At 65.4% G+C, this 24104-nt stretch carries 21 protein-coding genes and 1 tRNA gene; 13 read left to right on the forward strand and 9 right to left on the reverse strand.

Features of this window, described 5'->3' with window-relative positions:
- Window positions 1-93 precede the first annotated feature (93 nt).
- Together lhgO and KPL81_RS17750 are read left to right on the forward strand one after the other, a co-directional pair.
- A complete protein-coding gene (lhgO, locus tag KPL81_RS17745; protein WP_219793301.1) occupies window positions 94-1290 on the forward strand; it encodes an L-2-hydroxyglutarate oxidase in 1197 nt (398 codons plus the stop codon).
- Between the two features lie 76 nt (window positions 1291-1366).
- Window positions 1367-1443: transfer RNA gene (locus KPL81_RS17750), tRNA-Arg, on the forward strand.
- Between the two features lie 35 nt (window positions 1444-1478).
- Here the strand turns inward: KPL81_RS17750 and KPL81_RS17755 are convergent.
- The gene (locus tag KPL81_RS17755) at window positions 1479-1703 is read right to left on the reverse strand and encodes an amphi-Trp domain-containing protein (RefSeq protein WP_219793302.1); all 225 of its coding nucleotides are present in this window, start codon (window positions 1701-1703) and stop codon (window positions 1479-1481) included.
- 163 nt (window positions 1704-1866) lie between these two features.
- Here KPL81_RS17755 and KPL81_RS17760 point away from each other — a divergent pair, with 163 nt between their 5' ends.
- Window positions 1867-2910 (forward strand): hypothetical protein, encoded by a 1044-nt coding sequence (locus KPL81_RS17760; protein ID WP_219793303.1) that lies wholly within the window; start codon window positions 1867-1869, stop codon window positions 2908-2910.
- Window positions 2911-2996: 86 nt separating this feature from the next.
- Here KPL81_RS17760 and KPL81_RS17765 read toward each other — a convergent pair whose 3' ends face one another.
- The 5 genes from KPL81_RS17765 to KPL81_RS17785 form a co-directional block, all read right to left on the reverse strand.
- A complete protein-coding gene (locus KPL81_RS17765) occupies window positions 2997-3743 on the reverse strand; it encodes a M15 family metallopeptidase (RefSeq protein WP_219793304.1) in 747 nt (248 codons plus the stop codon).
- A gap of 5 nt (window positions 3744-3748) precedes the next feature.
- On the reverse strand, window positions 3749-5026 hold the full coding sequence (locus KPL81_RS17770) for a TRAP transporter large permease (RefSeq protein WP_219793305.1): 1278 nt from the start codon (window positions 5024-5026) through the stop codon (window positions 3749-3751).
- The gene (locus tag KPL81_RS17775) at window positions 5023-5514 is read right to left on the reverse strand and encodes a TRAP transporter small permease (RefSeq protein WP_219793306.1); all 492 of its coding nucleotides are present in this window, start codon (window positions 5512-5514) and stop codon (window positions 5023-5025) included. The genes KPL81_RS17770 and KPL81_RS17775 overlap by 4 nt, the downstream gene beginning before the upstream one ends.
- Before the next feature lie 61 nt (window positions 5515-5575).
- On the reverse strand, window positions 5576-6613 hold the full coding sequence (dctP, locus tag KPL81_RS17780) for a TRAP transporter substrate-binding protein DctP (protein WP_219793307.1): 1038 nt from the start codon (window positions 6611-6613) through the stop codon (window positions 5576-5578).
- A gap of 130 nt (window positions 6614-6743) precedes the next feature.
- Entirely contained in the window at window positions 6744-7676 is a 933-nt protein-coding gene (locus KPL81_RS17785; protein ID WP_219793308.1) for a LysR family transcriptional regulator, read from the reverse strand.
- 187 nt (window positions 7677-7863) lie between these two features.
- Here KPL81_RS17785 and KPL81_RS17790 point away from each other — a divergent pair, with 187 nt between their 5' ends.
- The 8 genes from KPL81_RS17790 (at window position 7864) to etfB (ending at window position 18228) form a co-directional block, all read left to right on the forward strand.
- Window positions 7864-8601, forward strand: a complete 738-nt coding sequence (locus tag KPL81_RS17790; RefSeq protein WP_240549366.1) for a FadR/GntR family transcriptional regulator — start codon at window positions 7864-7866, stop codon at window positions 8599-8601.
- A gap of 261 nt (window positions 8602-8862) precedes the next feature.
- The gene (gene gbdR / locus KPL81_RS17795) at window positions 8863-10014 is read left to right on the forward strand and encodes a choline metabolism transcriptional regulator GbdR (RefSeq protein ID WP_209478740.1); all 1152 of its coding nucleotides are present in this window, start codon (window positions 8863-8865) and stop codon (window positions 10012-10014) included.
- Window positions 10015-10264: 250 nt separating this feature from the next.
- Window positions 10265-11242, forward strand: a complete 978-nt coding sequence (locus KPL81_RS17800; RefSeq protein ID WP_219793309.1) for a dipeptidase — start codon at window positions 10265-10267, stop codon at window positions 11240-11242.
- A gap of 132 nt (window positions 11243-11374) precedes the next feature.
- On the forward strand, window positions 11375-11920 hold the full coding sequence (locus tag KPL81_RS17805) for a DUF5943 domain-containing protein (RefSeq protein WP_219793310.1): 546 nt from the start codon (window positions 11375-11377) through the stop codon (window positions 11918-11920).
- Window positions 11921-11930: 10 nt separating this feature from the next.
- Window positions 11931-14003, forward strand: coding sequence for a dimethylglycine demethylation protein DgcA (gene dgcA / locus KPL81_RS17810; protein ID WP_219793311.1), 2073 nt, complete (start codon window positions 11931-11933; stop codon window positions 14001-14003).
- Window positions 14004-14166: 163 nt separating this feature from the next.
- The gene (locus KPL81_RS17815) at window positions 14167-16134 is read left to right on the forward strand and encodes a (Fe-S)-binding protein (protein WP_219793312.1); all 1968 of its coding nucleotides are present in this window, start codon (window positions 14167-14169) and stop codon (window positions 16132-16134) included.
- Window positions 16131-17405 carry an electron transfer flavoprotein subunit alpha gene (gene etfA / locus KPL81_RS17820; protein ID WP_219793313.1) on the forward strand — a complete coding sequence of 425 codons (1275 nt, stop codon included), beginning with the start codon at window positions 16131-16133 and terminating at the stop codon, window positions 17403-17405. The genes KPL81_RS17815 and etfA overlap by 4 nt, the downstream gene beginning before the upstream one ends.
- Window positions 17395-18228, forward strand: a complete 834-nt coding sequence (etfB, locus tag KPL81_RS17825; RefSeq protein WP_219793314.1) for an electron transfer flavoprotein subunit beta — start codon at window positions 17395-17397, stop codon at window positions 18226-18228. Before etfA ends, etfB begins: the two co-directional genes overlap by 11 nt.
- A 73-nt stretch (window positions 18229-18301) precedes the next feature.
- On the opposite strand, the gene KPL81_RS17830 is transcribed toward etfB, so the two are convergent.
- Both KPL81_RS17830 and KPL81_RS17835 read right to left on the reverse strand, forming a co-directional pair.
- Complete coding sequence (locus KPL81_RS17830) at window positions 18302-18859, reverse strand: invasion associated locus B family protein (protein WP_240549367.1); 558 nt, start codon at window positions 18857-18859, stop codon at window positions 18302-18304.
- A gap of 208 nt (window positions 18860-19067) precedes the next feature.
- Window positions 19068-20642 carry a BCCT family transporter gene (locus KPL81_RS17835; RefSeq protein WP_219793315.1) on the reverse strand — a complete coding sequence of 525 codons (1575 nt, stop codon included), beginning with the start codon at window positions 20640-20642 and terminating at the stop codon, window positions 19068-19070.
- A 282-nt stretch (window positions 20643-20924) separates the two neighbouring features.
- Here KPL81_RS17835 and fdhA point away from each other — a divergent pair, with 282 nt between their 5' ends.
- Together fdhA and KPL81_RS17845 are read left to right on the forward strand one after the other, a co-directional pair.
- Complete coding sequence (gene fdhA, locus KPL81_RS17840) at window positions 20925-22118, forward strand: formaldehyde dehydrogenase, glutathione-independent (RefSeq protein ID WP_209474922.1); 1194 nt, start codon at window positions 20925-20927, stop codon at window positions 22116-22118.
- Between the two features lie 156 nt (window positions 22119-22274).
- Window positions 22275-22514, forward strand: coding sequence for a hypothetical protein (locus KPL81_RS17845; protein ID WP_209474921.1), 240 nt, complete (start codon window positions 22275-22277; stop codon window positions 22512-22514).
- Window positions 22515-22616: 102 nt separating this feature from the next.
- On the opposite strand, the gene KPL81_RS17850 is transcribed toward KPL81_RS17845, so the two are convergent.
- The gene (locus KPL81_RS17850) at window positions 22617-23906 is read right to left on the reverse strand and encodes an aromatic ring-hydroxylating oxygenase subunit alpha (RefSeq protein WP_209474919.1); all 1290 of its coding nucleotides are present in this window, start codon (window positions 23904-23906) and stop codon (window positions 22617-22619) included.
- Window positions 23907-24104: the final 198 nt, after the last annotated feature.

Here is a 24104-nt window from a genome sequence, read left to right on the forward strand (position 1 = left end):
TGAGCAGGCGCGGCGGAGCGGCTGGTCAGCGCGGCGGCCGGCGAGTATCGTGATAGCGACCCTTCGGTGTTCCACTGGCGACGCGAGGCGTGCGTGTACGATTTCATCATCCTCGGTGGCGGCATTCTCGGGCTTTCCACCGCGATGCAGCTCATCCAGCGCTATCCCGACAAGAAAATGCTGCTGCTGGAAAAGGAGAGCGGCCCCGCGCAGCACCAGACCGGCCACAACAGCGGCGTGATCCATGCCGGTGTCTACTACGCGCCGGGCAGCCTCAAGGCGCGCTTCTGCCTCGAGGGCAACCGTGCCACCAAGGAATTCTGCGATCGCCATGCCATTCCCTATGAGGTCTGCGGCAAGCTATTGGTGGCAACCAACGAGCAGGAGATGCAGCGCATGGAAGCGCTGTGGGAGCGCACCGCCGCCAACGGGCTGGAGCGGCAGTGGCTCTCCGGCGCGGAGCTGAAAGAGCGCGAGCCCCACATCACCGGCCTCGGTGCCATCTTCGTTCCCTCCAGCGGCATCGTCAGCTATGCCCGGGTGGCCGCGGCCATGGCCGATGCGTTCCAGCGTCGTGGCGGCCAGATCCGCTATGACCATGAGGTCACGACGATCGCCGAACGCACCGGGGAGGTGATCGTCGGCACGAGCCAGGGCGAATTCGCCAGCCGCTATCTGGTGACCTGCTCCGGACTGATGGCCGATCGCATCGTGCGGCTGCTGGGGCGTAACCCCGGTTTCTCCATCTGCCCGTTCCGCGGCGAGTACTACCGGCTGCCCGACCGGCTCAGCGACATCGTCAGCCACCTCATCTACCCGATTCCCGATCCTTCCATGCCGTTCCTCGGCGTGCATCTGACGCGCATGATCGACGGTTCGGTCACCGTGGGTCCCAACGCGGTGCTGGCCTTCAAGCGCGAGGGCTATCGCAAGGGCGACGTCTCGCTGCTCGACATGGCGCGCATGTTCAGCAATCCGGGCATCCTCAAGGTGCTCGGGCGCAACCTGAAGCCCGGTTTGCACGAGATGAGGAATTCGCTCTGGCGTCGCGGCTACCTGGAGGAGGTGCGCAAGTATTGCCCCAGCCTGACCCTGGACGACCTCGAGCCCTGGCCCTCCGGCGTGCGCGCCCAGGCCGTCTCCCGCGCCGGCCGGCTGATCGATGACTTCCTGTTCGTCAACACCAAGCGAACGGTCAACGTCTGCAACGCCCCGTCGCCGGCTGCCACTTCGGCGCTGCCCATCGGCCGGCACATCCTGGAAAAGGTCGGCGAGATGGTACAAGCGTGAACGCTGCGAGTAGCCAGCCAGGCTGGACAGTTCAGGCATCGGCGGTTACGATATTGGCCGCTTCTCAGTAAGCTAAGCGCCCGTAGCTCAGTTGGATAGAGTGTTGGCCTCCGAAGCCAAAGGTCGCAGGTTCGAATCCTGCCGGGCGCGCCATTCCCAAGTCATGCCGGTTCGCGAAGGCTGGCGCGCTACTCCCTCTTCCATTTGATCTGGAACTCGATTTCCTCTTCATCGTCCGAGCGTTCGTGCTCGATGGTGAACTCGGCACGTACCGGCACGTAGATTCGCTCACCGGCTATCTGGATGTCGAAGCGATCCCCCTTTTCGATGGTATCTGCCAGGCGCCGCAGCTTTGCCACGAATTCGGCTTTGGAATACCCTTTTTCGACGTCTCGTTCCGCCCTGGTTGGCATATGTGCCTCTCCCTTTCGACCTGCCCGTAGACTAAGGCCCAGTCTAGCAGGCGATGAGCACTACCCGCTCGTCGGTGTCATAGTGTCAACAGCCCTGGACGGGTCGACCCCCGGCTTTGGGGCCCGGTATGCTGAATCAAGGAACCCCGAGGAGAGACCTGTGATGCCGAGCGCCGTCATCCTGCAACAAGGCACGATCCGCTGCTTTCCCGCCGCCCTTTGCGATGAGAGAGGCAATCTGGTTAATGCGGAAGTCTCCGCCGTGGTGTACGACGGTAAGCGCTTGATTATGGCCAGTGACAAGCCGATTCCTGGCGAGAATCGCTCTGCCGTCTTCGCCTTGCCCATGACGCCAGAGGGGCCGGACGATACGCAGCTCGAATACTTCACGACGCCACTGATCAAGCAGGCCATCAAGTATGAGGATTTTGCGCTCACCGCCGACGGCCGCCATGTCCTGGCGACCACTGGCTTCGACCGCATCGATGATGCCAGCCACGAGCTCAACGCCTACAACCACCTGTTGATATGGCCGCTGGGAGAACCGGAGAAGGTACAGGCCGTGGACCCCGATCCGCGTGACGGCGTGGAGGGGTCGCTGGAGCTGCGCAACAAGCTCGACGCGGCGATCGGCTTTCCCTACTACAAGATCGAAGGGTTGGCGGCGATACCTGGCGAACGCGGCGATGGCCTGCTGCTCTTCGGGCTGCGTGAGCAAGGCAGGGCGCATGACGATTTCACCTATGTCAGCCGGCTGGTGGGTGCGCACTACGAGATCAGTCCTACGGGCAATCTCGTCTTCATCGACGAGATACGCGAGTTCTACGCTTTCGATCCCGGGCATCATGAAGGGGTGAGGTTCGAGTGTGGCCTGTCCAGCCTGGAGTACGATCCCTATCATGCTCGGCTCTACTTGCTGACCAGCTTCGAGACGGAGCAGGACGGTGAGGATCGAATCGGCGGTTACCTGTGGGTGATGAGCCTCGACGATCTGCGTGCCGGCCGGCTCCCTGAACTGGTCACCGCAGCGGACGGCTCGCCGCTGGAGTTTGAGCACAAGGCTGAGGGGCTGGCGGTGCTGGATCACGAGCGCATGTTCGTCGCCTACGACAACGATCGTCACCTGGGGCTGGGAAGCATTGACGAGCGCGATGAGCGACACGCCTGCGAAGCGCCCTTCACCTTGCTGCGAATGAGTCACCCGTAGCGGTGTGAGCCCAGTTCAGGCCTCACAACTGTCATGCCACCCATTCGAAGCCCCGCGGTCATTGCCGTGGGGCTTCTTTCGTGCGCTCAGCTCAACTGTCGGCGCCAGCGGTTCTCGATGGTGTCCAGCTCGGCGGGGCCGTAGCGGGCCTCGGCGTGGCCGCCGTAGTGTGCCCACAGCTGGTCGCCGAGGTCGTAGTGCCACCATTCGCTCGGCAGGTTGGTAAAGCCCTGTTCGATCATGATGCGGTGGAGCAGGCGGCGGTTGTCCCGCGCACGAAGTTGCTCCTGGCCGGGTGTCTCGAGACGTTCGAAGTGGTCGCTGTGCGAGGCGGGCAGCGCCTCATCGAACAGCGTGCCCATGTCCAGCGGCAGGCCATCGGCATCGCACAGGGTGACGTCCACGGCGCCGCCGGTGAGGTGCGGGCTAGGTGCGGCCGGGTCGCGGCTTGGCAGCGAGACGAACTCGCGGGTGCGCTCCAGCAGTTCCTCCTCGTCGAGTTCGGGGTGGTGCAGGTGGATCGCCTCGTGCAGCGTGTCGAACAGGTACTGTTGCACCCGCCAAGGGCGCCAGCCGTCGAGTACCACCAGGCCGAAGCCCTCGGGCAGCGCCCGGGCTGCGGCGAGCAGTGCCCGATAGACCCCTTCGCGTACGAAGCACTCCGGAACCGCGCCGGGTATGCCCAGCCGGGCATAGGCGGGAAACACCTTGATTGGCGGCGGCGCCAGGCTCATCGGCACCAGACGCTCGCCGTTGTCGCGTATCGGTAGACGATTGACCGACTCCCAGCCGGGAAACGGCTGGCTGGGTAAGGGCGGGGTAGGACGGGGCATGGGTTCTATCCAATGGCAGCGGGCAGCCAGAGTGTCAGCTGCGGAAACAGAATCAACAGGAGCAGCACGCCGATGGCCGTCAGCACGAAGGGCCAGATGGTGCGGAACAGCGCAACGATCTCGATGCGGCTGACGGCGGCGGCGACGAACACGCAGGCGCCCATGGGCGGCGTGATCAGAGCGATGGTGATGTTGAGCGTTATGACGATGCCCAGGTGCACCGGATCGATACCCGCCATCATCGCCACCGGGGCGAAGATCGGCGTGAGCAGCATCAGCGCCGAGACTTCTTCCATGAACATGCCGGTAACGAAGGTGATGGCGCTGAGCAGCAGCAGGATCAGTACGGCATTGTCCACGTAAGGTGCGAGCAGCGAGACGAACTGGGCCGGCACCTGGGCGTAGGAGAGCAGCCAGCTGATGGTGGCCGAAGCCGCCATGATCAGGAAGATCGCCGAGGTGAGCCGTGCCGTATCCAGCAGGGCGCGCCAGAAGTCGCCGAGGCGCAAGCCGCCGAGCAGGATGCCGCACAACGCCACGTAGAGCGCCGTCAGCGCGCCGGATTCGGTCGGCGTGACGAAGCCGAGCACGATGCCTGCGACGATGATGAACGGGGCGATCAGCGCCGGCAGGGCGGCCAGTGCGGCGAGGCCAAGCTGGCCGAGGCGCGGCAGGCCGCCGCGCTTGGGCAGTCCGTGACGCCAGGCATGCCAGGCGTTCATGCCCATGAAGGCGAGCCCCAGCAGCAGCCCGGGGATCACGCCGGCGAGGAACAGGTCGCCCACCGAGGTATTGGTCAGCGAGGCATACAGGATCATGAAGATACTGGGCGGGATGATCGGCCCGATCAGCGAGCTGCCGGCGGTGAGCCCGGCGGCGAAGGCTCGGGTGTAGCCCTCCTTCTGCATCGCCGGCACCAGCAGCGAGCCCAGCGCCGAGGTATCGGCCACGGCGGAGCCGTTGACCCCAGCAAAGAACACGCTGGAGACCACGTTGACGTGGCCCAGGCCGCCGCGCAGGTGGCCGACCAGCAGGCGCGCCAGGCCCATCAGGCGCTCGGTCAGCCCGCTGGCGTTCATCAGGTTGCCGGCCAGGATAAACAACGGAATGGCCATCAGCGAGAAGACGTTGATGCCGCCGAAGAATTGCTGCGGCAGCATGCGCGCGATCATTGCGGGGTCGACGAACAGGAAACCGACCACGGCGGTGACGAGCAGGGCGAGGAACAGCGGCAGACCGAGCAGTACATGGCCGAGAAACACCGCCAACATGGTAAGGATCATGCGACCTCCTCCGCGATCGTCGGCAGCGGTGCAGGCCCGTACCACAGTGCGTGCCAGGCGAGCAGGGCGAAGCCCAGCGGCAACGACATCAGCGGTACCGTGCGACTGATGCCGAGCCCGGAAGTGGTGAACATGCCCACCGATAGGGCGTAGCGGTAACTGAACCAGGCGCCGCCCACGGCCAGGGCCAGCGTGAGCAGCCACTGGTAGAAGTTGAGCACCCGAGCCAGGCCACGTGGCAACAGCCGCTCGATCAGCGCCACGCGCATGTGGCCTCCCTCGACCCATACGCCACCGGCGGCGAGCATTACCGTGGCAATGATCAGGAAGCGTGCCAGCTCATCGGTCCAGATCGGTGCCCCGCCGGCCTGGTAGCGCATGAAGACGCCGTAGAGAATGGCCGCAAGATTGATCAGCAGCAGCATGGCGGCGAGCGTCAGGGTGAGTGTCCGGCTCGCGGCCAGCACCCGTTGGCGAAGCGAAGGCATGGGAAAACTCCGGCCGTCACGGGCGAGGGCCGTGTGGCCCTCGCGATATTGTGGGGTGGGGTCAGTCGAGCAGCTCGGTCATGCCGGCATCCTCCAGCGCCAGGTCGATCCAGCGCTGGTCGATGCCGCGCTCGCGCAGCCACTCCAGGTAGGCAGGCTGGCCCACGTCGCGGAATGCAGCGATGTCATCCTCGGAGGGGCGGATGACTTCCATGCCCTGCTCCTCGAGGAAGGCGATGCGCTCCTCCACCTTCGCCTCGTTGTGCTCGCGGGCGTTGCGGTTGGCCTCGGCCACGGCTTCGCGGAAGGCCTCGCGGGTGGCGTCGTCCCAACCTTCGATCATCTCGGCATTGCCGACCAGGAACTGGTTGGAATACTGGATGTTGGCCAGGGTGAGATAATCCTGCACCTCGTAGAGGCTGCCCAGGATGATGTACATCGGCGGGTTCATCTGGCCGTCGGCGACCCCGGTGCGCAGGGCCATGTAGACCTCGGTCCAGGGAATCGGCGTGCCCGAGGCGCCGAAGGATTCATAGAGTGCCACCTGGCTCGGGTCCATGGCGCGGAAGCGCAGGCCCTCGAAGTCGTCGGGATGCGTGATCGGCTTCTCGTCGTTGGTGAAGGCGAGGAAGCCGCCCTCTTCCACTACGGCGAGCATCTCGATGCCGGCACGTTCGTGCAGGGCGCTTTCGACCTCTTTCCAGTACTCGCCTTCGTCGAAGAAGCTGCGTGCTGCCTCGAAGTCCTCGAACAGGAAGGGAATGGCGCTGACAAAGACCTCCTCGACCAAGGGCGATACACCGGCGAACGAAGCCACGTTGAGACTCGGCGTGTTCATGGTCTGCTCCATGCGCTCCTCTTCCTCGCCGAGCATGCTGTTGGGGTAGAGTTCGAGCATGAGCTCGCCGTTCGTCTTCTCCTCGACCAACTGCTTCAGATTGGTGGCGAAAACGTGGACGGCATTCTTGTCCGGGTCGGGGGCGCCGTTGTAGCTGAGGTTGATAGTAGTCGCCGCCTGGGCGGCGCCGGTCGCCAGGGCGCCGCCCAGCAGGCCGGCGAAGGCGAGTCCCTTCAGCGCGGAAGACAGGTCGCGGGTCATGAGGCTTCTCCTTGAGTTGTTATTGACGACGAAAGGCCGATGCCGTGCATCAGGCACGACACTCCATTAGCAGACTAGAAATTGATGTGTTGACTATGCAATACCGCAAGCGTTGCTTTGTAGGCAACAGCTACTTTGCCTTGGCCAGTCGCGGGGCATCGCCACGGAAGAAGCGCATGCCTTGGCGTAAATGTTCGACACAGGCTTTGGCCGCCAGGGTGAGCTCGCGCCCCTCGAGACTGACGATCTGCGCTCGGGCGCCGTTCATGACCGGATAGGCCATGGGCAGGGCGAGAATCTCGCCGCGCTGGATCTCGTCGCTTACGGTCAGCTCGGGCATGAAGGTCACACCGATGCCGGAGCGCACGAAGTTCTTGAGGACTGCCACCGAGTTGGTGTGCAGGCGGGCATCGAGATGAACCCGCTCCTGATGGGCCACCATATTGACCATCTGGCGCATGCCGAAGGGGTTATCCATCAGTGCCAGGGGCGCCTCCTGCAGGTCACGCAGCCGTACCGGCCGTGCCAGCTCGGCCAGGTCGTGCCCCGGCGGCACGATCAGGTCCAGCGGTTGGCGCGTCTCCACGTGGCAGCGGACCCGCGGGTCCACCGGCGGCGCATAGAGCAGTGCCAGATCCACCTCCATGTCCTTGAGCAGCGACATCGCCTCGTTGACCCCTGCCATGCGGATCTCCACCTCGATTCCGGCGAAAGCGGACATGAACGCACCCAGCGGTGCGGCAATCAGGTCGGCAATGAAGCCTTCGCCCACCGCAATGCGTACTTCGCCGCGAGCGAGACCCTGGATCGCCATCAGCTGCGACAGCACCGCCTCCTCGGCGGCACGCTGGGAATGGAAGTGGCGGACCAGCAGGCGCCCTGCCTCGGTGGGGCGCATGCCGCCGCCGTGGCGCTCGCACAGCCGCACGCCGAGATCCTCCTCGAGCGTCCTGAGCTGGCGGCTGATGGCCGAGGCATCCACGTCGAGCCGGGCGGCGGCACGGCGCAGCGAGCCCTGGCGGATCACTTCATTGAGGTAGGCAAGGGCACGTGGGTTGAGCATGCGGACTCCGGCAGGCAACTGAGGGGGTGATCATAGCCGATCGCTGCGGGGGCGTGGCATGTGGGAGGGGAAGTCAATATGATGTATGACAAATTGTCGGCAAACGTTACGCTGCCGGGTTCATGCCAACGGGGCGGGAGGGCAGTGTGCGTCAGTCATGAAGGAGAAGCGGGGTGGCAGGAGGCAGATGACCATCGATATGGCAGAGTTCAACGTACAGAAGGTCGCGAAGCGGGGAAGTCTTCCGGACCACGTCGCCGATACGCTGGAAGCGTTGATTCTGGAAGGCAAGATAAGCGTGGGTGAGAAACTGCCGACCGAGGCCCGCCTGTGCGACTCGTTCGGCGTCAGCCGCACGGTGATTCGTGAGGCCGTGACGCATCTGAAGTCGTTGGGTCTGGTCGAGACGCGAAGGGGCGTGGGGACGACGGTGCTGCGCTCCACTGCCATCGAGGCGCGTCCGGCGGAGAGGATCAGCCCCACCACCATCGACGACATCCTGCATGTGCTCGAGCTACGCCTGTCACTGGAGCCGGCGGCAGCGGAGCTGGCAGCCCTGCGCCACGACGTCGAGGACCGCCGTAACCTGGAAGCCAGGCATGCCGCTTTCATCAAGGCGCACGCCGAGAAATCTCAGGCCCGTGCGGAGGACTACGAGTTCCACTACGCCATCTTCCAGGCCGCGAAGAATCCGTTTTTTCTGCAGCTCTACTCCCAACTCAGCCAGAGCATGATTCCCCGTGCAAAGCTGTCGGCCGTCGACATCAACCGAGCCGCCGCGGAACGCTATATCGGGCGGGTCAAGGAAGAGCATGGCTATATTCTCGAGGCCATCCTGTCCCGCGACGAGGCCGCGGCAAGGGAGACCATGTACCAGCACCTCCACCGCTCGTGGCATCTCTACAGGAATTACCTGGAACGCTGATAGCGGAACGAGAAATATGGGTTTGCTCCGCTCTTATCCATTTGCGACACTCATATCGATTGATTGCGACACCGGATGACCGCCCATCTGGCGGCGCTCTCGCGAATGACCGATTTTTGTCATATCCGAGAGCGACGTCTTGGAACATGTCGAAGGCGAGCCTTGCCTGAACACGACACATCGAGACCCTGACACAGCACCCTCACGGGTAAACGTGCCGACAACCATAACGATACGCGGCACCGGAGTACGACTATGGCCATGTCTTCCCAGGCTTCATCCGCTTCCCACGCCCCGAGCAAGGAACCGGCGCCCCAGACGCTGGGTTTCCTGCTGCTGGATAACTTCACCCTGTTCTCGCTGGCTTCGGCCATCGAGCCGCTGCGCATGGCCAATCAGTTGGCCGGGCGCGAACTGTACCGCTGGTTCACGCTTAGCATCGACGGTGGCCCGATCTCGGCTAGCGACGGGCTGCGGGTCACGCCCGACGGCGCCATCACCATGCCGCTGGCACTGGACATGGTCATCGTCTGCGGCGGCGTGGGACCGGCCCGCGCCGTGCAGCGCGAACACGTCAGCTGGCTGCAGTCCCAGGCCCGTCTGTCGCGCCGGCTGGGCGGCATCTGCACCGGCAGTTGGGCGTTGGCCAAGGCGGGGTTGCTGGACGGCTACGAAACCAGCGTGCACTGGGAGTGCCTGGCGGCGATGCGCGAGTCGTTCCCCCGTGCCGTGCTGACCACCCGGCTGTTTTCGATCGACCGGGACCGGGCCACTGCTTCCGGCGGTACTGCGCCGCTGGACATGATGCTGACTCTGATCGGTCGCGAGCATGGACGTGAACTCTCGGCGGGCATCTCCGAGATGTTCATCTGCGAGCGCATGCGCGGCGAGCACGACCACCAGCGGATACCGCTCAAGCATGTGCTCGGTACCACCCAGCCCAAGCTGCTGGAGATCGTCGCGCTGATGGAGGCCAATCTGGAGGAACCTATCGCGCTCGAGGAGCTGGCGACCTACGTCGATGTCTCGCGCCGACAGCTCGAGCGGCTATTCCAGAAGTACCTGAACTGCTCGCCGTCGCGCTACTACCTCAAGCTGCGCCTCACCCGGGCGCGCCAGCTGCTCAAGCAGACCTCGATGTCGATCATCGAGGTCGCCTCGGCCTGCGGCTTCGTCTCCACGCCGCACTTCTCAAAGTGCTACCGTGAGTTTTTCGGTTTGCCGCCGCGGGAGGAGCGCCTGGGCATGAGCCCGCTGCGGCCACCGGTACTGGCCGAGCAGCCGTCCGGTAGCCTGCTGCTGCAGCCGGTCTCCTTCCAGCCGGTGGCGGAGCAGCCGATCTCGGCGGCATTGATGGCGCTCGATAACGCTCGCGGCGAGCCGACCTACGCCAGCGTACGCCTGGACCACTGACGCCCACGACTCGCGGCCATGTATCGCGAGTCGTCCCTCTCCCGTTCTCGAGAAGCCGGGCTCCCGCTGATGCGGGAGCTCGGCGCTGCGTGCCGGCGTTTCCGCGAGTCGCCACGGGCGAGAGTGTGCCGTTCGTCGCAGTCACGACAGAGATGACGCTTTTGGAATTATTGCCGTCGCTTCCAGAAGTCGAGGCGTGCCTGGCCGGCGCTATGCTGCCATCAGTCAACCCCGACCCGGAGCACGCCTCATGACGCCCCAAGACCTGCACGACGATGCCATCGTCATCGACGGCCTGATCATCGCCAAGTGGAACCGCGAGCTGTTCGAGGACATGCGCCGCGGCGGACTCACCGCCGCCAACTGCACCGTCTCGGTGTGGGAGGGCTTCCAGGCCACCGTCGACAACATCGTCAAATCGAACCAGCTGATGGCCGAGTGCAGCGACCTGGTGCGCCCGGTGCGCACCACCGCTGACATCACGCGGGCCAAGGAAGAGGGCAAGACCGGCATCATCTACGGCTTCCAGAACGCCCACGCCTTCGAAGACCAGATCGGCTACGTCGAGGTCTTCAAGCAGCTCGGCGTCGGCATCGTGCAGATGTGCTACAACACCCAGAACCTGGTGGGCACCGGCTGCTACGAGCGCGACGGAGGTCTGTCCGGGTTCGGCCGCGAGATCGTCGCCGAGATGAACCGCGTGGGCATCATGTGCGACCTCTCACATGTCGGTTCCAAGACATCCGAGGAGGTCATCCTCGAGTCCAAGAAGCCGGTCTGCTACTCCCACTGCCTGCCGTCCGGTCTCAAGGAGCACCCGCGCAACAAGTCCGACGAGGAGCTGCGCTTCATCGCCGAGCACGGCGGCTTCGTTGGCGTGACCATGTTCACCCCCTTCCTGCGCGCCGGCATCGACGCCACCGTCGACGACTACGTCGAGGCCATCGAATACGTGATGAACATCGTCGGTGAGGATGCCATCGGCATCGGCACCGACTTCACCCAGGGCCACGGCAAGGACTTCTTCGAGTGGCTGACCCACGACAAGGGTTACGCTCGTCGCCTGACCAGTTTCGGCAAGATCATCAATCCCGAGGGCATTCGCACCATCGGTGAGTTCCCCAACCTGACCGAGGCGCTGCTGCGCCGCGGCTTCAGCGAGACTCAGACACGCAAGATCATGGGCGAAAACTGGGTTCGCATATTGAAGGATGTTTGGGGCGCCTGACGATAGTGGCTGAGTAAGCGAGGAGCGCCGGCCCGAAGACGCGGCTCAACCGGCGATAGGTCAAAGCCCCCCTCTACGACCTATCCCCGGCGCCGCTCACCTTGCATAACAACGATTTCGAGGAAAAAGACCGTGACCAAGATGGCCCCTGAACTGCCCATCGAGGTGGATAGCGAAACCGGCGTGTGGACCACCGACGCCCTGCCGATGCTCTACGTGCCGCGGCACTTCTTTATCAACAACCACACCGCCGTCGCCGAGGCGCTGGGTGTGGACAAGTATGCCGAGATTCTCTACCGCGCCGGCTACAAGAGCGCCTGGCACTGGTGCGAGAAGGAGGCCGAACTGCACGGCCTGGCAGGCGTCGAGGTGTTCGAGCACTACATGCTGCGGCTTTCCCAGCGGGGCTGGGGCAAGTTCGTGACCGAAGAGATCGATCTCGATGCCGGCACCGCCCGCGTGCGCCTGGAGCACAGTGCCTTCGTCTACCAGCTCGGCAAGACGGGGCACAAGGAGGAGTACATGTTCACCGGCTGGTTCGCCGGCGCCATGGATCAGATCCTCGCCGCCCGCAGCAGTAGCCTGCGCACCGTTGCCGAGCAGACCCAGAGCGCCGCCGAGCCCGGCTGCGACGTGGGCATCTTCACCGTCAAGCCGTTGCCCGACGCCCGGGGTTGAGGAGGTTTCCATGGCATTCGACGCGATCTTCGAGCCGATCCAGATTGGTAAGCTGACCATCCGCAACCGTGTGGTCAGCACCGCCCATGCCGAGGTGCATGCCACCGACGGCGGCATGACCACCGAGCGCTACGTGCGTTACTACGAGGAGAAGGCCAAGGGCGGCTGCGGCCTGTGCATCTGCGGCGGCTCCTCGGTGGTTTCCATCGACAGCCCCCAGGGCTGGTGGAGTTCGGTCAACCTCTCCACCGACCGCATCATCCCGCATTTCCAGAACCTGGCCGATGCCGTGCACAAGCACGGCGGCAAGATCATGATCCAGATCACCCATATGGGACGCCGCTCGCGCTGGGACGGCTTCGACTGGCCGACCCTGGTGTCGCCCTCGGGCATCCGTGAGCCGGTGCACCGCTCCACCTGCAAGACCATCGAGGAGGAGGAGATCTGGCGCATCATCGGCGACTTCGCCCAGGCGGCGCGTCGGGCGAAGGAGGGTGGCCTGGACGGCGTCGAGCTCTCCGCCGTGCACCAGCACCTGATCGATCAGTTCTGGAGCCCGCGGGTCAACAAGCGTACCGATCAGTGGGGCGGCAGCTTCGAGAATCGCATGCGCTTCGGCATGGAGGTGCTCAAGGCGGTGCGCGCCGAGGTGGGCGACGACTTCGTCGTCGGCATGCGCATCTGCGGCGACGAGTTCCATCCGGACGGCCTGACCCACGACGATATGAAGCAGATCGCCGCCTACTACGATGCCACCGGGCAGGTGGACTTCTTCGGCGTGATCGGCTCCGGCTGCGATACCCACAACACCCTGGCCAATGTCATTCCCAACATGTCCTACCCGCCGGAGCCGTTCCTGCACCTGGCGGCGGGCATCAAGGAAGTGGTCAGCGTGCCGGTGATCCACGCCCAGAACATCAAGGATCCCAATCAGGCGCAGCGTATCCTCGAAGGCGGCTACGTCGACCTGGTGGGCATGACTCGCGCGCATATCGCCGACCCGCACCTGATCGCCAAGATAAAGATGGGCCAGGTCGATCAGATCAAGCAGTGCGTGGGCGCCAACTACTGCATCGACCGCCAGTACCAGGGCCTCGATGTGCTGTGCATCCAGAACGCCGCGACCTCCCGCGAGTACATGGGCCTGCCGCACATCATCGAGAAGTCCGAGGGGCCCAAGCGCAAGGTGGTGGTGGTCGGAGGTGGCCCCGGCGGCATGGAGGCGGCTCGCGTCGCCGCCGAGCGTGGTCACGACGTGACCCTGTTCGAGGCCGCGGATGCATTGGGAGGGCAGATCACCATCGCCGCCCAGGCGCCGCAGCGCGACCAGATCGCCGGTATCACCCGCTGGTATCAGCTGGAGCTGGCGCGCCTGAACGTCGACCTGCGCCTGGGCACGCGTGCCGACGAGGCGACCCTCGAGGACCTGCGCCCCGACGTGGTGATTCTTGCCACCGGCGGCCAGCCTTTCCTCAGCCAGTTCCCCGAGTGGGGCTACTCCGAGGATCCCGAGGAGAGCCTGGTGGTAAGCACCTGGGACGTGCTCTCGGGCAAGGTAGCGCCGGGCAAGAACGTGCTGATCTACGACGCCATCTGCGAGTTCTCCGGCGTCTCGGCGGCGGACTACCTGGCCGACAAGGGTGCCAAGGTCGAGATCGTCACCGACGACATCAAGCCCGGCGCGGCGGTGGGCGGTACCACCTTCCCGACCTACTACCGCAGTCTCTACGAGAAGGAGGTGATCATGACCTCCGACCTGATGCTGCACAAGGTCTACCGCGAGGGCGGCGGCCTGGTAGCGGTGCTCGAGAACGAGTACACCGGCGCTCTGGAAGAGCGGGTGGTCGACCAGGTGGTGGTAGAGAACGGCGTACGCCCGGACGAGGCGCTCTACTATGCGCTCAAGGAGCGTTCGCGCAATCGCGGCCAAGTGGATCTCGAGGCGCTCTACGCCGCCAAGGCGCAGCCCTGCCTCGCCGAGGAAGGCGATGGCTACCTGCTGTTCCGCCTGGGTGACTGCACCGCGCCGCGCAATACGCATGCGGCCATCTATGACGCCCTGCGGCTGTGTAAAGACCTCTGAGTTGGTGAAAGCCACCAACGGCGAGGGGCGCCGGGGGCAGGCCGTCGCGAGGATCATTTGTCATGGATGACAAATGTAGCGCCCAGGGATAGGTTCACAGCGCCCTCGCAGAGGCCTGTCGCCGGGATAGCCCCGTTTTGGTTCTAGAGACGAGGTGAGCACCATGCTCGACACCCTCCTGCCGATACTGATCTTCTCCGCCCTGGCGCTGGCCGTGATCGGCGCCGTGCGGCGCGTTCGCCTGTGGCGCCAGGGGCGGCCCGCCAAGGTCGCTCTGCTGCGCGGGCTCGCCGCCATGCCGCGGCGCTATCTAGTGGACCTGCACCACGTGGTGGCGCGCGACAAGGTCATGTCCAATACCCACGTGGCCACTGCCGGCGGCTTCGTCGCGGCGGCCGTGCTGATGATCCTGGTGCATGGCCTGGGATTCGCCAATCCGGTGCTGGGCGGACTACTGCTGGCCGCCAGTGCGCTGATGTTCGTGGGCAGCCTGTTTGTGGCCAGGCGGCGGCGCAACCCGCCGGCGCGGCTCTCCAAGGGACCCTGGATGCGCCTGCCCAAGAGCCTGATGGCTTTCTCGCTGAGCGTGTTCCTGATCACCCTGCCGACGGTGGGCATCCTGCCGGATGGAACGGGCAGCGTGATCCTCGCCCTGGCGCTCTCCGCTGTGCTGGTGTGGGGCCTGGGCGAGATGTTCTTTGGCATGACCTGGGGCGGTCCGATGAAGCACGCCTTCGCCGGCGCCCTGCATCTGGCCTTCCATCGCCGCCCCGAGCGCTTCGGTGAGGGCAACCGCTCCACCGGCCTCAAGGCACTGAACCTGGAGGATACCAAGGCCCCGCTCGGCGTCGAGACGCCCAGCGACTTCACCTGGAACCAGCTGCTCGGCTTCGACGCCTGCGTGCAGTGCGGCCGCTGCGAGGCGGTCTGCCCGGCCTTCGCCGCGGGCCAGCCGCTCAACCCCAAGAAGCTGATTCAGGACATGGTCGTCGGCATGGCCGGCGGCAGCGACGCCGCCTATGCAGGCTCCCCCTATCCCGGCAAGCCGGTGGGAGAGCATGCCGGCAGCCCCCATGGGCCTATCGTCGCCCGTGAAGGCAAGGCCCTGGTCGATGCCGAGACGCTGTGGTCGTGCACCACCTGCCGCGCTTGCGTCGAGGAGTGCCCGATGATGATCGAGCACGTCGATGCCATCGTCGACATGCGCCGCTTCTTGACCCTGGAGCATGGCAATACCCCCAACAAGGGGGCCGAGGTGCTCGACAACCTGATCGCTACCGACAATCCGGGTGGCTTCGACCCCGGCTCGCGCATGCATTGGGCCGCCGATCTCAACCTGCCGCTGATGCGTGACCTGGGTCAGGTCGACGTACTGCTGTGGCTCGGCGATGGGGTCTTCGACATGCGCAATCAGCGCACTTTGAGGGCCCTGGTCAAGGTGCTGCGTGCGGCCGGGGTCGACTTCGCCGTGCTCGGTAACGAGGAGCGAGACAGCGGCGACGTGGCACGCCGCCTGGGCGATGAGGCGACTTTCCAGTCGCTGGCCAAGCGCAATATCGCGACGCTGTCGCAGTATCGCTTCCAGCGTATCGTCACCTGCGACCCTCACAGCTTCCACGTTCTCGGCAACGAGTACGGCGAGCTGGGCGGCCACTATGCCGTGTCCCATCACAGCACCTACATCGCCGAACTGTATGAGGCGGGGCGGCTGCACTTCGCGCCTTGGAAAGGCGGCTCGGTCACCTATCACGACCCCTGCTACCTGGGTCGCTACAACGGCGAATACGAGGCACCGCGCAACGTACTCAAGGCGCTGGGCATCGACGTGGCCGAGATGCAGCGTTCGGGGTTCCGTTCACGTTGCTGCGGCGGTGGCGGCGGTGCGCCGATCACCGATATTCCCGGCAAGCAGCGGATTCCCGACATGCGCATGAATGACGTCAAGGAGACCGGTGCCGAGCTGGTCGCGGTGGGCTGCCCGCAGTGCACCGCCATGCTCGAGGGGGTGGTCGATGCCACCGCCGAGGTGCGTGACATCGCCGAGCTGGTGGCCGATGCGCTGGTGGAGCGTCCCGCTTCCTCCGGGAGCACCCGTGCCCCGCAGCCTGCCGCCGAGGAGGTGACGCCATGAGCGAGATCATCCGCCGTGATCCGCGTAAGGAGTGGATCGCCCGCAATCGTCTGCATCCCGACCACTTGAGCGTGCTGGCAGAGCTTGGTGAGGGCTCGTCCGCAGCAACGGAGTGGATGGGGCCTAACGGCGTGGTTCGTCGAAACCCCCATGCGGTGGGCTTCATCGGGCCCAACGGCATCAAGCGCATCGACCGCAGCGGTGTCCAGCAGGGCGGCCATGCCGCCACCGGCACGGCAGAAGCGAAGGACAGTCGTCGCCAAGTGACGATCGACGATCCGGCCTTCCTGGTCGCGGTGGTGCCGGACCTGCCCGGCGGGCGGCTCTCCAGCCATGATCGAGACCTGCTGGGTCTGGCGCGACAACTGGCCGATGCCGACGGCGAGCGGCCCGGCGCCGTGCTGGCCGTGATCTTCGGCAGTACCAATGGTGAGGGCTTCAGCGAGGCCGGCATCGATCGGCTGATCGCACTGGACGGCGATGATTTTGACGGCTACGCGCCGGAGGCCCGCCTGGCGGCGCTTGCCGCCGTTGACGGCGAGTTCTCCCCGCGTCACTGGCTATTGCCCGACTCCAAGTTGGGTGGTGCCGAACTGGGGCGGCGGCTGGCGGCTCGCCTGCGGGAGCGCCCCGCTACTGGCGTCTGGCAGCTAGAGCGGGACGACGCCTGTGCCTTGGGCTGGCGCTGTACCGCGCGGGGCGCTGCCGGTACGACCGATATTCAGCGCACCCTGCCGCGCATCGTGCTGGCGCTGGCCGAATGCGCCGAGCCCGTTTCAGAGACCCGTCATGCGGTCCAGGCGCTGGCCTTGTCGCAGTCGCTGCCTCCGCTGCTGGGCCGCATCGACGACCTGGGTCAGGTAGCCGTCGACCCGGCCGGCGTGGCGCTCGCCGAGGCCGAGTTCATCCTCTCCGCCGGCAATGGAGTCAAGGAGTGGGAGGGTTTCCACCAGGCCGCCAAGGTGCTGGGCGCGACCGAGGGTGCCTCGCGGGTGGCGGTCGACGATGGCTACATGCCCCGCGATCGGCAGGTGGGCGCCACCGGCACCTGGGTCACGGCGCGAGTCTACGTGGCGGTAGGCATCAGCGGGGCCATCCAGCATCTGCAGGGTATCCAGAGTTGCGAGAAGGTGGTGGCGATCAACCTCGATCCGGGATGCGACATGATCAAACGTGCCGATCTGGCGGTGATCGGTGACTCGGCGAGCATTCTCGCGTCACTGGTCGAGATGGTGCAGAGATTACGAGAGGAGAGGCGCGATGCGGCCTGACACCCATGACACTGCAGCACGCAACAGTGGTGCTCAAGCCAGTGCCGCTCTCGAGGTGGCCGTGCTGGTTTCGGTCGGTCGCCATCCCGTGACCGGCCGCGCCCGGCGTGCCGATCAGGATGCTCGTGGCGTGGAGCTGGCCTTGGCGCTCAGTGAGGCGCGGGTCACGCTGCTGCATGCGGGAAGTCTCGACGAAGAGAGCGAAAGCGCCATGCGCGGCTACCTGGGCATGGGCCTACCGGCCCTGACGCTGGTGGAGCAGCCGCCAGGTGCCGATGTGGTCCCTGCCCTGGCCGACACCCTAAGCGACGCCCAGCCGCAGCTGGTGATCGCCGGCGAGCGTGCCGAGCAGGGGGAGGGTTCCGGCATGTTGCCCTACCTACTGGCTGAGCGCTTGGGTTGGCCGCTGGTCAGTGGTCTGGCGGCGGTGGAGAAGGTCGAGAATGGCGTGGCCACGCTGCTCCAGGCCCTGCCGCGCGGCCAGCGCCGCCGGTTACAGGTGCGCCTGCCGGCGATCGTCAGCGTCGACGCGGCCGCCGCGGCGGCTCGCCAGAGCGCCTTCGGCCCGGCCCGGCGGGGTGAGATCGAGGTCCAGCCCGCTGCAGTCGAGTGGGACGAGGCCCAGGCGGAATGGAGCGTGGCCCCGGCCCGCAAGCGGCCCAAGCGCCTGAAGATCGTCAAGGCGGCCTCGGCCCGGGATCGCTTCAAGGCCGCCGCGGCCAAGGCCGAAGGCGCCGGGGGCCAGGTGTTGACCGACGTTACGCCGGAGCAGGGCGCCGAGGCGATTCTCAAGCTATTGAAGGAAGAGGGCGTGTTGAGGTAGCGGCCGGAAGCGTAACCCGCAACCCGACGAGCCCCGGCGCAATGCCGGGGCTCTCATATGAGAGCTTCTGTATTCAGGGCGAGATGCGGGAGCTGGCGTCGGTGAAGCCCATCAGGGAGATGTCCAGATCGATGCGGTCGCCGCGCGGGCCGAACAGGCTCAGGGTGGCCGTGCTGCCGCTGCGCAATGCCTGCAGCAGGCTGGGCCGAACGGGAAGGTCGGCGCGGCAACCCTGCTGCACGCAGGTCTGGTAGGGGAACTGGACGGGCTCTTCGCTGCCTACCTGGAGCTGCAGGCCCGAGGCGAGATGCACTCCCAGCGGTAGCAGGAAGGTCATCGCCGGGCCGTCGAGTTGCGGCGGATAAGCCATCACGACCTGCATCAGTGGCTGATTACTGTCCGGTTCGTTGACTACCTGGCCCATCGTGCAGATGCCCTCGCCCTCGCTTGGGCAGGTAACCTCCCAATCACGGAATTGCTCGGTGGTGACATCGGCGTCGGCGGCCCCAGGCAAGGCTTGCTGGGCGAAGGCAGGGTGTGCCAGGGCCAGCAGCGACAGTAGGCCGGCCAGGCCCAGGCATCGGGTGAACGGGGTCGACATCAGTGTTACCTCCTCGACTTGGGTGACCATGGGCTCTCGTGCATCCTGTACACACGACAGGGAGGGGCACACTCGCCGCCTCGACGAGGGGCCAGGTAGGAAATCACTACCATGCCTGTTCGTTCCCTCGAGGTCGAGCCCCTTCGTGCCGTCCGGGGAGGTGACATGGCGAGAGGCCCTCAACGCAACGACCCCGGCAAAGGCCGGGGTCGTTGCGTCTGGGGAGGAGAGGTGCGTATCAGGCCAGCTTGGCGGCCACCGCTCCGCGCTGCTCTTCCCTCAGCCCCTTGACCAGGCAGAAGGCCATGCCCAGCAGCACCAGGGTGAAGGGCAGGCCGGTGGCCACGGCACCGGCCTGCAGCGCGCCCAGCGCGGTGCTACCGCCACCGTAGAGCAGGATGCCGGCGATCACGCCTTCCAGCACCGCCCAGAACACGCGCTGACCGCGAGGTGCGTCGGTCTTGCCGCCGGCGGTGATGTTGTCGATCACCAGCGAGCCGGAATCCGACGAGGTGATGAAGAAGATCAACACCAGCAGGATCGCCAGGCTCGAGGTCAGAGTGGTCAGCGGCAGGTGCTCTAGCATCTGGAACATTGCCAGCGAGACGTCGCTGATGCCGTCGGCCAGGGCGCCGATGCCGGCGGACGACTGGTCAAGGGCGGTGCCGCCGAAGACGCTCATCCAAACCAGCGTGACCAGGGTCGGCACCACCAGCACGGCGGTGAGGAACTCGCGCACCGTGCGTCCGCGGGAGACCCGTGCGATGAACATGCCGACGAAGGGCGACCAGGAGATCCACCAGGCCCAGTAGAACACCGTCCAGCCGTGGTACCAGGTGGCGTCGTCACGACCGATCCAACTGGAGAGCGGCACGATATGGCTGACATAGGCCAGGGTGGTGTGCCACAGATTGTTGACGAACAGCAGCACGCCGCCAGTCACAAGCACGAAGGTGAGCAGCGCCAGCGCGATCACCATGTTGATGTTGGAGAATAGCTTCACGCCGCCGTCGATGCCACGCCACACCGAGAACAGGGCCACGGCGGTGACCGCCACGATGATCGCCAGCTGGGTACCGATGGTGTTGGGCACGTCGAACAGATAGTTGAGGCCGCCCGCCGCCTGGGAGGCGCCGAAACCCAGCGAGGTAGCCAGACCGAAGATCGTCGCCAGCACCGCAACGATGTCGATGATATGGCCGAACCAGCCGCGCACTCGCTCGCCGAGGATCGGCGTGAAGGCCGAGCGCAGGGTCAGCGGCAAGCCGCGGTTGTAGGCGAAGAATGCCAGCGATAGTCCCACCACGCCGTAGATCGCCCACGGATGCAGGCCCCAGTGGAACATCGTGGCGCCGATGGCGGCACTGGCCCCTGCCGGAGTATGCGCTTCGGCATTGAGCGGGGTGCCGTACCAGTCGGTGTAGTAGGCGACCGGCTCGGCTACGCTCCAGAACATCAGGCCGATGCCCATGCCCGCGGCGAACAGCATGGCGAACCAGGAAGTGGTCGAGTATTCCGGCCGGGCCTGGCTGCCGCCCAGGCGGATGCGCCCTACCGGCATGGCGATCAGCGTCAGGCACAGCAGCACGAACAGGTTGCCGGCGATCATGAACAGCCAGTCGAAGTATTCGATCGACCAGCCGCGGGCCGCGGTGAGGTGGCTGTTGGCGGCATCGGGATAGATCAGGGCATAAAGAATGAAGGCCAGGATGGCCAGGGCCGAAAGTGGGAAGACGGGATGGTGGAAATCCATCCCCAGCACCTGGGCATTGTCCTGCCCCGGTTTGAGGATCGGGGCATCGTCATGCTTCATGGGGATTCCTCGGTGATTGTTGTGTGTCTTGCGCTGGGGTGTCGAATGCGATGGCGCACCCGGCCAGATATTGTTGGGTGCATGGGGCAGGGGTGGTGTCGTGAAAGCGACCTGCGGTTATCCGGTGGGGCCCGGGACATGGCGATATCACGCATGGCGGCGTCGCCTCTGCGCATACGAGGTCGTCGAGGGGTGGCGTAGGCTGGCTTGGTGGCGTTTCGCCATCCCCCTCGGCATCGGGCTCAGGCCCGGTCAGCCGCATAACAATGTAAGGAGCCAGCCATGAGCCAAGCCAACCGCGGCGTCGTCTACAAGGGCCCGGGTAAGGTCGACGTCGAATCCATCCCCTACCCGGAACTCGCTCTCGGCAATCGCAAATGTGACCACGGTGTGATCCTGAAGGTGGTCACCACCAACATTTGCGGTAGCGACCAGCACATGGTGCGCGGTCGTACCACTGCGCCGTCCGGCCTGGTGCTGGGCCACGAGATCACCGGCCTGGTGGTCGAGTGCGGGCGCGACGTGGAATTCATCAAGCCGGGCGACCTGGTCTCGGTACCCTTCAACATCGCCTGCGGGCGCTGCCGTAACTGCAAGGAAGGCCGAACCGGCATCTGTCTCAACGTCAACCCCGCACGCCCCGGTGCCGCTTATGGCTACGTCGACATGGGCGGCTGGGTCGGCGGCCAGACGGAATACGTCATGGTGCCCTACGCCGACTTCAACCTGCTGAAATTCCCGGATGCCGACCAGGCGATGGAGAAGATCCGCGACCTGACCCTGCTCTCCGACATCTTCCCCACCGGCTTCCACGGCTGCGTGACGGCCGGCGTCGGGCCGGGCAGCACCGTCTATATCGCCGGTGCCGGTCCGGTGGGCCTGGCGGCGGCGGTATCCGCCCAGCTGTTGGGGGCGGCCTGCGTGATCGTTGGTGACATGATCGAGGAGCGCCTGGCCCAGGCCCGCAGCTTCGGTTGCGAAACTATCGACCTGACCCAGGATGGCGACATGGCCGACAAGATCGAGGCGATCCTCGGCGAGCGTGAAGTCGACGCCTTCGTCGACTGCGTCGGTTTCGAGGCCCATGCCTGCGGCTGCAACCACGGCAAGGAGGCGCCGGCCACCGTACTCAACTCAGCGATGCAGTTGACCCGTGCCGGCGGTCAGATCGGTATCCCCGGTCTCTACGTGACCGAGGATCCCGGTGCCGTCGACGATGCCGCCAAGCAGGGGGCGCTGAGCATGCGCTTCGGCCTGGGCTGGGCCAAGTCCCACTCCTTCCATACCGGGCAGTGTCCGGTCATGAAATACCACCGCCCGCTGATGCAGGCGATCCTGTTCGGCAAGGTCAAGATCGCCGATGCGGTCAACGTACAGATGATCTCGCTGGATCAGGCCCCGCAGGGCTACGCCGACTTCGACGGCGGGGCGGCGAAGAAATTCGTCATCGACCCGCACGGCAGCGTGGCCGCCTAAGGTAAGGAGAGGAACCCGGGCTGGCCGCGCCGCGCCTTGCCGTCGGCGCTGCGAGCCATCTCGGGATGTCGCCCCCGACGGCAACGTGGTCTCCTGGGCGTCGAGCGGGTAATCTAGGGAACTGACGACGACAACGGCAGCGGAGAGGTGAGAGAGATGATGTTCGCCGACTTGATCGATGCGGAGGATTTTCGTCAGCGCCTGGTGGCGCTGGGCATCGAGCTGCCCGTCGGTGCCGATCCCGATACCTGCGCCCGGCTTGCCGCTCAGCGGCAAGCCGAGGCGGGGGTACCCGACCTGCCGGCGCTGGTCGCCGAGCTGGAGACCCAAACCGGCGTCATGCAGCCCGAGGTGCGAGAGGCGTTGGCGCGTCATTTGCGGCCTGTGGTGGGCTGACGTCCCTCATGGCTACGCCGCCCTGAAGCCTGCACTGTAACGCATCGCCCCCGGCCTTGGCCGGGGGCGATTTTGCTTCACGAGGTGTAGACGGCGCTTAGCCTAGCCGCGCACCAGCTGCAGGTGGGGCGCGCTGTGGCCCAGGTTCTCCTGCATCCGCTCGCTGTACCAGTCGATGAAGTCGATCACGCCGAACTCGTAGGTCTCCGAGTAGGGGCCGGGCTGGTAGGCCTTGGAGTTGATGCCGCGCTGGTTCTCCTCGGCCAGCCGCCGGTCCTGGTCGTTGGTGGCGTCCCACACCCGACGCATCTGCTCGGGATGGTAGTCGACGCCCTCCACGGCATCCTTGTGCACCAGCCATTTGGTGGTCACCATAGTCTCCTGCGGCCCCAGCGGCAGCACGCGGAACACGATGGCATGATCGCCCATGAAGTGGTTCCAGGAGTTGGGCAGGTGCAGGATGCGCAGCGAGCCCATGTCGGGGCTGGTCAGCCGGCCCATCAGCTTGCCGCAGGCCGGCTTGCCGTCCATGGTCATCGAGACCACGCCATCCAGCAGCGGCGTGCGGGTCAGGCGGTTGCGCTTGCCGAAGCGCTTGAGCTGCCAGGGCACCTGCTGCTCGTCCCAGTCGGACTGCTTCTTCGCCACCAGTGCCTTGTAGGCCGGCGTGGCGCGCGGGTCGTCGGTGTCGTCGAACTCCTGCAGCGAGTTGAGCAGTTCCGGGTGGGAGCCGTTGCAGTGATAGCACTCGCGGTTGTTCTCGATCACCAGCTTCCAGTTGGCCTGCTCGACGATGCTCGACTCCACGGCGACCTTGACGTTGGTCATGTCGTAGGGCTCGAGGTAGTGATCCAGGGTGACCAGGAAGTCGTCGATGGCCGGTGGCTGTTCGGCCGCCAGGCTGATGAAGATGAAGCCGCCGCCGGTGCGTACGTGGACCGGCTTGAGTCCGTAGGCGGAAAGGTCGAAGTTCTCGCCCATGTCGCTGCCGGCGAAGAGCAGGCGGCCGTCGAGTTCGTAGGTCCACTGGTGATACGGGCAGACCAGCTTGGCGACCTTGCCCTTGTCGCTGACGCACAGTCGCGAGCCGCGGTGGCGGCAGACGTTGTGGAAGGCATGAATGGTGCCGCCATCCCCGCGCACGATGATCACCGGGTTGTCACCGACCTGCAGGGTCATGTAGTTGCCCTTGGCGGGAATCTCGCAGGTCATGCCGGCGAACAGCCACTCCTTGCCGAAGATCTCCTGCATGTCCAGGGCAAACAGCCGGGCATCGTTGTAGAAGGGCTGGGGCAACGAGAAGTTGTGCGCACGCTCGGCCAGCATCCTTGCGGTGGCCTGGCGTGCCGGATCCAAGGGATCGTCGAGGGGAGTCGGAGAGGGGGTGTCCATGCAAGCTTCCTCATTGCTGGCCGCGTTGGCGGCATCGGTTCGGTTGTTGGTGTGGTCGTCAGGAGGCCGGCGTTGTGATTGTGGGGGCCGGTCGTGATTACGGCGAGTGTGGATCAGCCGCCGGGGAGGCAGTTGTCTGCCGACGACAGACAAGAATGCAGGCGCGACGCGTGTGGAAGGAAAAGAGACACCGAGTGG

Origin of the sequence: Billgrantia antri, assembly GCF_019430905.1 — a bacterium.
Classification (GTDB): domain Bacteria; phylum Pseudomonadota; class Gammaproteobacteria; order Pseudomonadales; family Halomonadaceae; genus Halomonas; species Halomonas antri.

Excerpts from the sequence above, each read along its gene's own strand:
- KPL81_RS17845 (WP_209474921.1), top strand. The coding sequence starts at position 22,275 with ATGATGTTCGCCGACTTGATCGATGCGGAGGATTTTCGTCAGCGCCTG.
- gbdR (WP_209478740.1), top strand. The coding sequence starts at position 8,863 with ATGTCTTCCCAGGCTTCATCCGCTTCCCACGCCCCGAGCAAGGAACCG.
- KPL81_RS17770 (WP_219793305.1), bottom strand. The coding sequence starts at position 5,026 with ATGATCCTTACCATGTTGGCGGTGTTTCTCGGCCATGTACTGCTCGGT.
- KPL81_RS17830 (WP_240549367.1), bottom strand. The coding sequence starts at position 18,859 with ATGGTCACCCAAGTCGAGGAGGTAACACTGATGTCGACCCCGTTCACC.
- KPL81_RS17785 (WP_219793308.1), bottom strand. The coding sequence starts at position 7,676 with ATGCTCAACCCACGTGCCCTTGCCTACCTCAATGAAGTGATCCGCCAG.
- KPL81_RS17800 (WP_219793309.1), top strand. The coding sequence starts at position 10,265 with ATGACGCCCCAAGACCTGCACGACGATGCCATCGTCATCGACGGCCTG.
- etfB (WP_219793314.1), top strand. The coding sequence starts at position 17,395 with ATGCGGCCTGACACCCATGACACTGCAGCACGCAACAGTGGTGCTCAA.
- etfA (WP_219793313.1), top strand. The coding sequence starts at position 16,131 with ATGAGCGAGATCATCCGCCGTGATCCGCGTAAGGAGTGGATCGCCCGC.
- KPL81_RS17790 (WP_240549366.1), top strand. The coding sequence starts at position 7,864 with ATGACCATCGATATGGCAGAGTTCAACGTACAGAAGGTCGCGAAGCGG.
- KPL81_RS17850 (WP_209474919.1), bottom strand. The coding sequence starts at position 23,906 with ATGGACACCCCCTCTCCGACTCCCCTCGACGATCCCTTGGATCCGGCA.
- KPL81_RS17755 (WP_219793302.1), bottom strand. The coding sequence starts at position 1,703 with ATGCCAACCAGGGCGGAACGAGACGTCGAAAAAGGGTATTCCAAAGCC.
- dgcA (WP_219793311.1), top strand. The coding sequence starts at position 11,931 with ATGGCATTCGACGCGATCTTCGAGCCGATCCAGATTGGTAAGCTGACC.
- dctP (WP_219793307.1), bottom strand. The coding sequence starts at position 6,613 with ATGACCCGCGACCTGTCTTCCGCGCTGAAGGGACTCGCCTTCGCCGGC.
- KPL81_RS17835 (WP_219793315.1), bottom strand. The coding sequence starts at position 20,642 with ATGAAGCATGACGATGCCCCGATCCTCAAACCGGGGCAGGACAATGCC.
- KPL81_RS17815 (WP_219793312.1), top strand. The coding sequence starts at position 14,167 with ATGCTCGACACCCTCCTGCCGATACTGATCTTCTCCGCCCTGGCGCTG.
- KPL81_RS17775 (WP_219793306.1), bottom strand. The coding sequence starts at position 5,514 with ATGCCTTCGCTTCGCCAACGGGTGCTGGCCGCGAGCCGGACACTCACC.
- KPL81_RS17765 (WP_219793304.1), bottom strand. The coding sequence starts at position 3,743 with ATGCCCCGTCCTACCCCGCCCTTACCCAGCCAGCCGTTTCCCGGCTGG.
- fdhA (WP_209474922.1), top strand. The coding sequence starts at position 20,925 with ATGAGCCAAGCCAACCGCGGCGTCGTCTACAAGGGCCCGGGTAAGGTC.
- KPL81_RS17760 (WP_219793303.1), top strand. The coding sequence starts at position 1,867 with ATGCCGAGCGCCGTCATCCTGCAACAAGGCACGATCCGCTGCTTTCCC.